Raw genomic sequence first — 12,574 nt, forward strand, 5'->3', positions numbered from 1 at the left:
GCACCTTAGCAAACATGCTATAAAAAAGGGAGAGACTAATTAGTCCCTCCCTTTTTTATTGAATCAGCTTTATCGTTTTACGATTGCATAAAACTCATTAAGAGGCATCGGTTTGAAGTACAAGAAACCCTGATGCGATGATATATTCAAATCATTCAGGATCTGTTTCTGATTCTTATTTTCAACCCCCTCAGCCACCAGATTTATATTCAAATTATTCGCCAATAAAATGATGTTCTCTAATATTTTCAGAGATTGTTTACTAGTTTCAATATCATCAATAAATGATTTATCAATTTTCACAAAATCAAACTGATAATAATTCAAATACTGCAATGATGAATACCCGGTTCCATAATCATCTAACGCAAACTTAACCCCGATTTTTCTGAATTTTTTCATGTATGAAATGATTTTATGTCTATCTTCAAATTCAGTCGATTCGGTAAACTCTAAAACTAATACAAACTTGTCACACAACTGCTTGCACAAAAGGTATATATCATCATCATACAGACAGCTTTCCGTTAAATTAACGCTGATCCTTAACTCACTTTTTGGACTATTTTTATAGCATACATTTAATTGTGTTAATAACGATTTGGTCATTGCATTCATCAAGCCAAATTTTTCAACCTTAGGAATAAACTCGAAGGGTGGGATAATCTTCCCTTTGTCAGTTATCCAACGAGCCAGTACTTCACCACCAATAATGTGTTCTTTTCCATTCACAATCGGTTGAACAAATGGTTTGATTCTATTGTTATTTATCGCCTTTTTAAGCTTAAAAAAGTCCGGATTAAATAAAATATTTTTTACCAACAATACTTCTAGCAATGCCATTGCCAACAACGAAATAACAATAATGAGTCGATTATCTATCAAATAATGTTTCATTGAAGACAGCACATCGTATTTAAGTAAAATTAAAAAATCGTACTTCACTGACGGATAATTTCCATCATCACTCGATACATGTCTTCCAAACTGATTATCTTTTGATAGAGTGTATTCCAGATTAGATAACGTCACATGGCCTACACGGCTTTCTTCTAAATCAAAAGGGATCCCTTTCATGAAAAATTGAATGCCATTATTATCATCATAACGATGGTAATAAGAGATGCTTGGCAGACCCGTTAATGCGTTTTTTTCTTTTATATGGATCTCTTTTTCTGGTGCTATTTTCTTCGATATGTTCATACCAACAAGTGAACTGCAATAATATTGACCATTTCGAATAATAGAAATACTATTTATCGTAGGACTTAATGCCACTATCTTTTGCAAAGATAACATCATATCCTGGCAGTTTTTATCTTTAAATTGTTCCAGTTCTTGAACCGTTTCTTTCGCTTTATCCAACTTAACTTCAATCTTTGCTATAGTGCCTGCAACATTAGATTCAACAAACCTTTTATAGTCGGAAAAAATCACATATTTAGACGCTATAAAAATGACAAATATCCAAACGAGGTATCTATTACAGATAAATTTCATTTACTTCACCTCTTCTAGTACAGTCACTCTGTTTCTTCCAGAATTCTTTGATTGATATAAGGCTGTATCAGCTAGTTTAAAAGCCTTTTTAAAAGAGATCCCTTTACCTGTCGTCGCACCAATTGACACAGAAACAGTAATACCTGAAATCGGATCTATGCAGATAGAGTGTCGAATGGCTTCTGTACGACTGATCAACCCAGTGTATGATATATCATTTAATACAATCACAAACTCTTCTCCACCCCAACGAATTGCTAAGTCATTCTTTCTTACATGCTTTTGTAACCGCCTGCATACTTCTTGAATAACCACATCTCCTTTCGAATGCCCCAATTCGTCATTAATTAATTTAAAATTATCAATATCTATAATAATAACTGATTTACCTGACATTCTATTTAATTTAGTTTCATGAAAATCACGACGATATAATCCTGTCATTTGGTCTATAGAGTAATAATTAAAAAAGTGAGACCATGATCTTTCAACAACAAAGAATATACTTGTCATAAATAAAGAAAACATCGCGCTTACAAATAAAACCAATGCCATATTTATGGATACTTTCAATTCATTATCAATAGGCGTACAAGGTATTTCTATTGTTTCTTGCTGTATCAGAAACTTATCTAAACCAGAATAATACTCTAAAAAAACATTTCTTCTTTTATTAAATTCATCTAACCAATGAATGAACATTGTATGACTTAAATCAACTAAAACCATGGCTTCTAAGGCTTTATTCACATATACTGGATAAAAAATAGTTCTCATTTTTTTAGAAGAATGCATTTCTATATAAGGCTCAGTCAATTTTAAGTCGCATTGTGAAAAGGCTTGATAGTTTTTAGACATCTTTTCATTTTCTAATATTCTATTTATCCAATTTTCATCAAATTTATATCTTGAATTTAAATCAATATGCACATCACCTAATGGTTTAACATATGCATTATTTACATTTGATGCTGATTTTTGTAATACCGTAATCCCACAATAACCCTCTTTAATGTTGAGTTTAATCTCCTCTTCTAAACGATTAATACCACATGAGAGTTTTTTTATTTTACCACTTTCATTTACCATCACCGATACCTGTTCAATCATATGAATGCCTTCCTTCATATCGACTGAACTTGTATTTAAATAAAAAGGGGTTACCTTTCTGATCGTATCATAAAGTTTAGTTATTTTTTGGTGGAACTCCATTTTAAATGAACTTGCTTCTAAGCTATTATATTGATATAACCCATAAACAGATAGTAAGAACATACACAAGAAAACCTTCCAATACATACTTTTAATGATCAATTTATTATGTTTCATGTTGATTCTTATTTATGGTAACTCGGTTACGTCCTGAGTTTTTTGATTGATAAAGAGCAAGATCAGCTCGTTGTATTGCATCTATTACGGGTTCTGATTCTTTTTTCTCGACCCCTCCCAAAGAAATTGTAACTGCAATATTATCAATTAATTCAGATTCTATACATAAGCGTAATTTTTCTGCTTTATTAACAAAATCACTTATGTGCATATAAGGGAAAATAATAATAAATTCTTCCCCTCCCCACCGAATTGCAATATCTTTCTCTCGAATGTGTTTACGAATTCGAAAAGCAACTTGTTTTATAACATTGTCACCAACATCATGACCATAACTATCATTAACTCGTTTAAAGTGATCGATATCTATCATTAAAATATAGGTACTATCTAACTGGTCTAATTTGGTTTCATAAAAATCTCGACGATAAAAATTCGTCATAGCATCATAATGCAATCGACGTTCAATTTTCAAAAAGCAAATATGAATAAATATGATAATTAAATAAACTATCGTTGTAATATATATACTTACCAAGAACACCTTGTTAACATCAACACTAACATTATAAACTGCATTTTCTGATGAATAAGGTAATATTATATTAAACGTTAACCAACTTATTCCATTTTTATTATCAATAAAGACCCATTTCTTATCGTCAAACTCTCTGATTAATTCTTGATTCCAATCTTCTTTTATATCAATAATAATAACGGAAACTAATTTTTGTTCTAAATAAATAGGATAAATAATGGAATGTATTTCCTCATTAGTACCTAATTCTTTATATGCCTCAGTTATTTTAATATCATCGCGATGAAACCCTTTATAAGTTTCATTTAAATCCTCTAATTGAACAATACGATCTAGCATAAGGCTATCATGTAAATTCTTGTCGTTAAAAGTTATGTAGATATCTCTTAATGGTTTAAAGTACGAATTTCCTGTATTTTCATCATGTAATTTTTCAACAACGGCAATAGACCATAGATATTTTTTATTTATTACTTCAGATAAGCTTTGATGTAGTAAACTTATTGCTGGTGATAATACTTTTACTAAACCCGCTTTATTAACAATAACACCAACATTATTAATTTCATGAATCCCCTCACTAAGCTGAATTTTATTTGCATTAATATAGTACCCATGAAATCTCTTCGTAACATCGACAATGTTTTGGTATTTTATCTCCATATTTTTCTCTAGGAGAGATATGGAAAAAACGTTGTAATATAATAGAGATAAAAACACACCTATAAAAATAATAGGGTACAAACTTACCTTATATTGTTTTAACACATTAGCTTTATTCATAAAATGACTTACACATAATAATAAACATCGTAATTACGGATTCTGTATAAACATCATCCATTAATGAATTTATCTATTCCTTTATTGGATTTCTGTATATCCTATACCCAACAATTATTAAAGTCGCTATGATTTAAGTTAACCATAACGACTTAATCATCGACAAAGAAAACTAAATACGAATGACTCGTACCTTATTTGCCTTATTGTTATCAACCGACAACACTTCAAAATTCCATTCTTGATATTGAATTGAAACTCCAATCGTTGGGACGTTACTAGTTAACCACATAAACATTCCCGTTAAGGTTTGGTAATTGGCTTCTTTTTCTTCTGGTAAAGCAGTTAAATTCAATGTGTCTTTCAATACGGTCGTTGGAATAGATCCATCTAATACCCATTCATCTTCTGAAATCTTATCAGCCCATGAATCATTCGGGTTTTCAGATTTGAACTCTCCTGCAAGCGCTTCTAATAAATCTTTTTGAGTCACTATACCTTGAGCGTCACCGTATTCATCAACAACAAGAGCTATCTCTTCACCTGTTGTTCTTAACAACTCAAGCAGTTGACTGCCCACTTTATTTTCTAATATGGTTAAACATGGTAATAAATTGCGCATTAGCCATTTAGTTCGGTGCTCTTGATGAGACGCCTTTAACAAAAATCGAGAGGTGGTAAAACCTAATACGTTATCCATTCCACCACGGGTTACTGGATAGATAGAATAGTCTGAACGTAATAGTTTAGATAAGTTTTCGTCCCATGATTGTTCAGTATCAAAATAGACTAATTCACTTCTTGGCGTCATTAATGAAGCCACTTTTCGGTCATCTAAATGGAAGATATTGCGCATCATGCTGTGTTCTTGTTTCTCAATCAGGCCTTGTTCTGAACTTTCATGTAATAACGCATAGATATCATCTTCAGTAATCGATGCTTCATCCGAGCTAGAACGCCCTAATAAACGTAAGATCGCATCTGTAGAGATAGATAATAAGAATACAAAAGGTTTAGATATCAAAGCCAGTAAGCCAATAGGTCCAGCAATAATGGTTGAAATTCGTTCGGCATGGAATTGAGCGATACGCTTTGGTACAAGCTCACCAACCACAATAGAAACATAAGTAATAATCACAACCGTTGAGATTGTTGAGATCGTCGGTGCTAGATTTACAGGTATGCCTACAGATATGATCAACTCTGACAGTGGACCAGCTAAAGCCGCTTCACCCAAAATACCATTAAGAATACCGATGACAGTGATCCCTATCTGTACGGTAGATAAAAATTGCGTTGGGTCTTCCCCTAGCTTTATCGCTTTGGCAGCAGATTTGCTTCCTTCTGCCGCTAATTTTTGTAATCGACTCTTTTTTGCTGTCATCAATGCAATTTCTGACATAGCAAACACACCATTAATCACAATTAAAAAAAGTAAAATGGCAATATCCAATGTAAACCTCTAACTAATAAATAGACTATTACAGTTAAAATAGACTGTATTTTTATAATCTTATATTACTGATTTACGATAAGGTCAATAATTATATTGGCCTTATTTTAAGCAATAATATTAAAAATACATATTTATGAATTAAATTAATTAATCTATTCACTATCAATGTAGGTTGTTAATATTTTAACTTAATCTCAATCAAGTCGCTTAATAAGTTTGGCTGGAGCTCCCCCATAGAGACAATCTGGTGGTACATCGTGATTAACCACTGAATTTGCGGCAATGACAGATCGAGCCCCAATCGTCACCCCTTGATTAATAATTGCACTACCACCAATCCATACATCGTCTTCAACAACGATAGGTTTACAGAAAGTTTCCCAGCGTCGGCGGCTTTGATAATCTAATGAGTGCGATGCTGTATAAAATTGAACATTAGGCGCAATCAACACATGATTGCCAATCGTAATTGGCGCACCATCAAGCATAATTACGTTCATATTGATGAAGGTTTGATCACCAATTGAGATAGTTTTACCAAATTCACATGAAAATGGCGATTGAATAACGCTTTGACCAAACTCATTAAGTAATTCAACTAACAGCTCGCCACGTTGCTCTTGTTCTGTCGCTTGGTTGAATGCTGATAAGGTTTGAGTTGCACGAGTTCTAATCGCATCTATCTCAAGATCTCCGCCATTGAATATGTCTCCGTTTATCATTTTCTCAAACTCTGTCATTTCTTCCTCGCATAAAAAATCGAATAGCCCATTAATGAGTCTATTCGATTAGCTTTGATTAAAAAGAGTAAACGTTAGAGGTGAAAAACTTCCTCTTTTTTACCCCTTAACTTTTCATCTATATATTATTTTGATGAATAAAAACCTGTGATATTGGTAAAGGCTTTATGACCTTTTGCGCTTTTAAATGACGCCATACCATTGGGGTGATACAAATAATAAGTGCGATATTTGAAATTGGCATGGCTAACCATACTCCATCAATACCAAACCATTTAGGTAGAATAAGTAAAAATGGCAATTGAATTATAATATTACTGATTGATATCATCATTGCTTTCTTACCTTCATTCACAGATAAGAAGTAAATGGTTACTAACACAATAATGCCATCTAAGAACATAGCGAACAGATGATAACGAATACCGACAATCGTTTCGGCAATTAATGACTGATCACCATTTGTAAATAAAGCCGTCGTAAATTCTGGTGAAATATTCAATATACCGACCCAAGCAACACCTGTAATTGTGACCCACTTTAGTGCCAGTTTAAATATTTGATACACCTTCTTGTTCTCTTTTGCACCAAAGTAGTAACTGATCGGCGGTTGTGCGCCTTCAGCAATGCCTTGAGCAAGAAGGTAATACAGCATGAATAAGTAACCGACTATCGCGTAAGCTCCTACTGTTGTTGCTGAACCATAATGCATCATTAAGGCGTTATGCATAGCAACAACAAAACTACCGTACATGTACATGACCAGTGCCGAAGATCCTAGCATTAAAGACTGCTTTGCTTTGTTACGAGAAAACAGTACTTCTTTAATCGACAATTGAATGCTTGAACGTTTAGTAAAGAAATAATGAATACCAAATACCGTCACAACTGCTTGAGCAATAAGGGTGGCTAGCGCTGCCCCTGATAGCCCTAAGCCCATCACACCGATAAACAAGTAATCTAGTATTATGTTTATCAATGCCCCGACAACTAGTAAAAAAGTCGCTACATTCGGTGATTCATCATTTCTTACTAGCATTGGTAAGGCGGTGGCACACGCAGTAAAGAACCCACCAAACATTAAAACATTGATGTAATCCATCGCAAACTCAAAGTTCTTACCTTCGGCACCTTGAGCGTGCAAAATATTTTCAGCAAAAAAGACGATACAAATAATCGCAATAAGGCTTAATATCACCAGTAACCAAAAGCCTGTTGTTAGTGCTATTTTCGTTTTTTCTAATTTATTTTGGCCACGGTAAATAGACATAACGCTGCCTGTTCCCATACCAATCATGACACCAAGTGCACCTAATATACATATCGCAGGCCATGCCATGTTGATACCTGCCAGTCCTTCAAATCCGATATAGTGACCGACAAAGATCCCATCGATAATTTGATACAGTCCACTCACCACCATTGCAGCTATAGAAGGGATGGCATAACGCCAAAAAGTACGAGTAATGGATGAATCTGCATGAAATGTTGTCATAATTTACCTCAGTAACAACAATGAATTGAGGCGATTCTATGGCATAATTTAAGATTGAAAAAGTTGGTATCCATCCGATTTCCGGATACTTTGACCGTTATTAATAATGATTACTATTTTACTCTTATTGACAGTCACAAACTGTGTTATAAGCTTATGATATAGATAAATTTATATTAGTTAAATACAGAGATAAAGGCCGAAATTATGGTAACTAAATGGGCAAAACGATTTTTCCAGATGGCTGAATTAGTCGGCTCTTGGAGTAAAGATCCCTCAACACAAGTGGGCGCTGTGATTACAAAGCACAACCGCATTGTGTCTGTTGGCTTCAACGGCTACCCTCATGGTGTATCAGACAGCGCAGATACTGATGATCGTGAATTAAAGTATTTAAAAACACTTCATGCGGAAGAAAATGCGATTTTATTTGCTAAGCGTGATTTAGAAGATTGCGATATTTGGGTAACCCATTTCCCTTGCCCTAACTGCGCAGCAAAAATTATTCAAACGGGTATTTCAAAAGTGTATTGCCCAGAGCAAACGGAAGATTTCTTATCTCGTTGGGGTGAGAAAATCCAGATCAGCCAAGATATGTTTTCACAAGCGGGTGTCACCGTGACATGGTTGCCGTTGGATGAGTTGAAATAATCTAATCAGATCCTACAGTAGTCGTGAACTCACCATCATGAGATCACGACTACTGTCTCTTTCTATTCTTTATCTGCTTTTACTGGAAATTTCACTTCATACATTTCCATAAAATCTTGTCGAATAAGTTGCTCTAGATGAGAAGCTTTCTCTGTCGGACAAAAAATCATGTAATGTACTTTTTGATCACCCATTGAGGTCGTTGAAATATGAATATGAGGCTCAGAACCCGGTAAATCGACCCCTGCATGCTTTTCTATTACGCTATTATAGCGTCTTGCTACGTCAATAAAATCTTCACAATGAACATCTATTTTAGTCAATAAATCTGGCAACATTGGGTAAATATTAACGAAGTCTCTCACACAAATAGAAAAATTATGATAAACATAACGCTTCATGAAATTTAGATTTTTTACTGGATAGGTAAAGAACATACTATTGGGAAGTGTCGCCGTTTTGCCTGTGTAATCGTATTGACCATGATGCAGATCGATCTCTTGGATCACCGTTGCCATCATATTGTGTTCAATCACTTCGCCACACAAAGTACCGACTTCTATCCAATCCCCAATCCGAAACGACCGTGAGCTTGCACGTTGAATCGAGCCAGTGAAACACAGAATAATCTCTTTCGATGCCACCACAATCGCCACAGCAATCGCGGTTACTGACAGTGCAAATTCATTTATTTCAGATTTCCATAAAATAAATAAGATAAGAAGAATGAAACTGAACGAGCCATTTTTAGTTCTGGAGATCCATTTACGCTGATCTTCAGTTAAAAAAGCAATGTCACCTCTGATCCGTTTTACCGCAAAATGACGCAATAGAAAAATAAAGCTAATAATCAACACACTAAAAATCATTTTATGTGCTAATAAGAAATCTATGACTAATACCAGTCTCTCCACGCTCACCTCTTCTATTTACCGCTGCTTTCTAAAATCAACGGTAAATATCCCATAGGTTAGCAACAATTTCACCTTTATCTCTCTATTTTCTCGAATTTTATTCACTTTTTATAGATCAAACTTAACCAATTTATTAGTAATGCGTTACGTCTGAGTATTCACCTTCAATAATGTTTGCTTCTTTATTTACCGTATTCTCTGCTTTATTTGTGTCCATTTTTGACATAAAGAAACCAACAATACTCAACCCAATCGCAAAGAATAAGCTTGAAACTAATACAAAAAAACCAACGAACAAAGCAACAATAGTAACAAATATCTGTTTCATGATATGACTCTCTTTTCTGAATGAAACTCCACTCTACCAGCTCAATCTGAACAGAAGATGAACGATATTTCTCCTTCCTCACTTTATTAACTTATAATTTCCAACAGATCACCAATAAAACCAACAAAACCAACAAACCCACATAATAATCTACAATTTCAGATGGATCACAAAATAATAATCTAAATATCTAGAATATTACTTTTAGAAACAGTTTTTGATTCGAATCAAACACTTTGGACCAAATTAACGCACAATACACCTAAATGGTTAACCCATCTCAATTTTTAATCTTAACTTTTAAACGAGGTAATTATGACTCAATCGACCGATAAAGGTTCTAAAGTCGGTATTGGCAGCTATGTGGCATTAGCCTTCGCTGTTGTGTTCTTTTCTGGTGTAATGCAATCTAATGAATGGTATGGCGTTCTCGACTTCACAACGCTAAATGGTTCTTTTGGACAAGTCGCTTATTCTGTATCTGAAACCGCTGATGGCGTTCAAGCTGCAACCACTTCTCTTCGCGGTAAAGGCGGTAGCGGTGCTCGTGACGGTTTCATCTTTGCATTAACACTTATTCCTACCGTTATGTTTGCATTAGGTATGATCAACGTTCTTGAGCATTACGGTGCCCTTAACGCTGCTCGTAAACTGCTTACTCCTCTTCTACGTCCTTTAATGGGTATCCCAGGTAACTCTGGTTTAGCCTTAATTGCATCTCTACAAAGTACCGATGCGGGTGCGGCAATGACGCGTCAACTAAAAGATGAAAAACATTTGACCAAGCGCGAAACTGATGTTTTCACCATGTTCCAATTCACTGCGGGTGCTGCGATTGTAAACTTCTTCTCATCTGGTGCTGTGCTATTTACGTTGACTAATCCTGATGGTTCTTTAGCAGTTCCTTCTTCTATCGGTCTTGCTGTTGTTGTGATGTTTGCCTTCAAATTTGTAGGCGCAAACTTATTCCGTATTTACCTAAATATTACTGAGGGTAAAGAAGGCCAAGACAACGATAAACAAGACAAGAAAATGACTGAGGAGACAGTATAATGAGCGACGTTAAAGCAAAAAAACCAATGGTGACAGACATCTTCGTTGAAGGCGCTAAAAAAGGCTGGGTTATTGCAACGACTTCTACTGTTCCTAACGTATTAATGGCATTTGTTATCATCAAGGCGCTGCAAATTACTGGCGCGCTTGATTTAATGGGCACTCTGTTCTCTCCTATCATGGCTATCTTTGGCTTACCGGGTGAAGCTGCTGCAGTATTAATTGGCGCATGGATGTCAATGGGTGGTGCGGTAGGTGTGGTTATCACACTGTTTGACCAAGGTATCTTAAACGGTACTCACATTGCGATTCTTGCTCCTGCAATCTACCTAATGGGCTCACAGGTTCAATACATGGGTCGCATCATGGGTCCTATCGGAACTGAAGGCCGTTACATTCCAGTAATGATTGCAATTTCAGTATTAAACGCATTTGGTGCAATGTTTGTTATGAACATGATTCTATAAGGATTGACGATGAATTTTTCTCTAAACGATTATCTAGAAGAGCTACGCCCACTGATTGATGTGGATTGTGGAACCTACACGGTTGAAGGCATCGAAGTGATTGCTAACCACATGGCGGCAAAATACGAAGCGATGAACGGCTGGTCTGTAAAGCGCATCGATTGTGGTAAAGCAGGTGTTGGTCTTGAAGTTCGCAACAAGCCAGACGCTGAGCATATTGATGTAATGATGATTGGCCACATGGATACGGTTTTCCCTGTAGGTACTGCGGCTGAACGCCCAATGTCTATGGATGCTGAAAAAGCGTATGGCCCAGGGGTTTCTGATATGAAATCTGGCCTATTGAACGTGGTATACGCACTTCGTAATCTAGACCAAGCAGTATTAGATAAGCTGTCGATTTGTGTTTGCATGAATCCAGATGAAGAGACTGGCTCATTAGATTCAGTTGATTGGATCCAAGAAACGGCGAAGAAAGCGAAAAACGTATTAGTCGCAGAAGCGGCTCGTGCGAACGGTGGTTTAGTTAAAGCACGTAAAGGCATGGCTAACTACAAAGTAACGTTCAGTGGTAAAGCAGCTCATGCAGGTAATGAACCAGAAAATGGCCGCAGTGCAATCACTGAAATGGCAAACTGGATCTTAGCAGCCAATGCAATGACGAATTTTGAATCAGGCACTACGCTAAACGTGGGTGTTGTTTCTGGTGGTGCTGGTGCTAACATTGTTCCTGATTCAGCAACAGCAGTGATTGATGTGCGTTTTTGGGATAACTCAGAATACGATCACGTTGATACTACATTAAATGGCATGACTCAAATGCCGTTTGTTGATGGCGTTTCTATCACAGTAGAACGTGAAGCCTACAAGCCATCAATGGTGCCATCAGTACAGACTGAAGCACTAATGGCAGTGGTTGAACAATCAGCACAAGAGCTTGAGATTGATATCAATTGGCAAGAAGTCGGCGGCGGCTCTGATGCCAACAACACGGCTATTTTAGGTATTCCAACACTTGATGGTTTAGGTCCAATCGGCGCAGGCTTCCACAGTGCTGATGAGTACTTGCTGCTTGAGTCAATTGAACCTCGTATTAAGTTATTGATGAGTGTGTTGACGAAATTAGCTAAGTAATATCTAGCTGATACAAATAAAAACAGCGAGCCTAAATGCTCGCTGTTTGTTTATTAATTCTTAGCTTCTTCAATCTTATCTTGAACTTGTTCAAAAGCATCTGTATCCATAATACTTTCAATCTCATCTGAATAATTCATTCCTAAGTAAACACCTACAAAAATAAAAACAAGTGCAAAAATTTTA

The 12,574-nt window shown here is 35.7% G+C and carries 12 protein-coding genes; 4 read left to right on the top strand and 8 right to left on the bottom strand.

Going from position 1 to position 12,574, the window contains the following annotated elements; all coding sequences use genetic code 11:
- Nucleotides 1–69: 69 nt before the first annotated feature.
- The 6 genes from Q1K78_RS06800 to Q1K78_RS06825 form a co-directional block, all read right to left on the bottom strand.
- Complete coding sequence (locus tag Q1K78_RS06800; protein WP_300175805.1) at nt 70–1,500, bottom strand: cyclic diguanylate phosphodiesterase; 1,431 nt, start codon at nt 1,498–1,500, stop codon at nt 70–72.
- Entirely contained in the window at nt 1,501–2,829 is a 1,329-nt protein-coding gene (locus Q1K78_RS06805) for a GGDEF domain-containing protein (protein WP_300175808.1), read from the bottom strand.
- Nucleotides 2,819–4,150, bottom strand: coding sequence for a GGDEF domain-containing protein (locus Q1K78_RS06810; RefSeq protein WP_300175811.1), 1,332 nt, complete (start codon nt 4,148–4,150; stop codon nt 2,819–2,821). Before Q1K78_RS06810 ends, Q1K78_RS06805 begins: the two co-directional genes overlap by 11 nt.
- A 172-nt stretch (nt 4,151–4,322) precedes the next feature.
- Nucleotides 4,323–5,603 (bottom strand): hemolysin family protein, encoded by a 1,281-nt coding sequence (locus Q1K78_RS06815; RefSeq protein ID WP_300175814.1) that lies wholly within the window; start codon nt 5,601–5,603, stop codon nt 4,323–4,325.
- 197 nt (nt 5,604–5,800) lie between these two features.
- Nucleotides 5,801–6,346, bottom strand: a complete 546-nt coding sequence (locus tag Q1K78_RS06820) for a sugar O-acetyltransferase (RefSeq protein WP_300175817.1) — start codon at nt 6,344–6,346, stop codon at nt 5,801–5,803.
- A gap of 118 nt (nt 6,347–6,464) precedes the next feature.
- Nucleotides 6,465–7,841, bottom strand: a complete 1,377-nt coding sequence (locus Q1K78_RS06825) for an MATE family efflux transporter (protein WP_300175821.1) — start codon at nt 7,839–7,841, stop codon at nt 6,465–6,467.
- A 207-nt stretch (nt 7,842–8,048) separates the two neighbouring features.
- On the opposite strand from Q1K78_RS06825, the gene Q1K78_RS06830 reads away from it, so the two are divergent.
- Complete coding sequence (locus tag Q1K78_RS06830) at nt 8,049–8,492, top strand: dCMP deaminase family protein (RefSeq protein ID WP_300175824.1); 444 nt, start codon at nt 8,049–8,051, stop codon at nt 8,490–8,492.
- Between the two features lie 62 nt (nt 8,493–8,554).
- On the opposite strand, the gene Q1K78_RS06835 is transcribed toward Q1K78_RS06830, so the two are convergent.
- Together Q1K78_RS06835 and Q1K78_RS06840 are read right to left on the bottom strand one after the other, a co-directional pair.
- Nucleotides 8,555–9,406 carry a mechanosensitive ion channel family protein gene (locus tag Q1K78_RS06835; RefSeq protein ID WP_300175827.1) on the bottom strand — a complete coding sequence of 284 codons (852 nt, stop codon included), beginning with the start codon at nt 9,404–9,406 and terminating at the stop codon, nt 8,555–8,557.
- A gap of 133 nt (nt 9,407–9,539) precedes the next feature.
- Nucleotides 9,540–9,734, bottom strand: coding sequence for a hypothetical protein (locus Q1K78_RS06840; RefSeq protein WP_300175830.1), 195 nt, complete (start codon nt 9,732–9,734; stop codon nt 9,540–9,542).
- Nucleotides 9,735–10,049: 315 nt separating this feature from the next.
- Between Q1K78_RS06840 and Q1K78_RS06845 the strand changes: the two genes are divergently transcribed.
- The 3 genes from Q1K78_RS06845 to Q1K78_RS06855 are packed head-to-tail and all read left to right on the top strand — an operon-like array spanning nt 10,050 to nt 12,388.
- Entirely contained in the window at nt 10,050–10,787 is a 738-nt protein-coding gene (locus tag Q1K78_RS06845) for a nucleoside recognition domain-containing protein (RefSeq protein ID WP_300175833.1), read from the top strand.
- Nucleotides 10,787–11,254 (top strand): YjiG family protein, encoded by a 468-nt coding sequence (locus Q1K78_RS06850; RefSeq protein ID WP_065592729.1) that lies wholly within the window; start codon nt 10,787–10,789, stop codon nt 11,252–11,254. The genes Q1K78_RS06845 and Q1K78_RS06850 overlap by 1 nt, the downstream gene beginning before the upstream one ends.
- Nucleotides 11,255–11,263: 9 nt before the next feature.
- Entirely contained in the window at nt 11,264–12,388 is a 1,125-nt protein-coding gene (locus Q1K78_RS06855; RefSeq protein WP_300175838.1) for a M20 family metallopeptidase, read from the top strand.
- Nucleotides 12,389–12,574: the final 186 nt, after the last annotated feature.

It is taken from the genome of uncultured Aliivibrio sp. (assembly GCF_946479765.1).
In the GTDB taxonomy this organism is placed as follows: Bacteria; Pseudomonadota; Gammaproteobacteria; order Enterobacterales; family Vibrionaceae; genus Aliivibrio.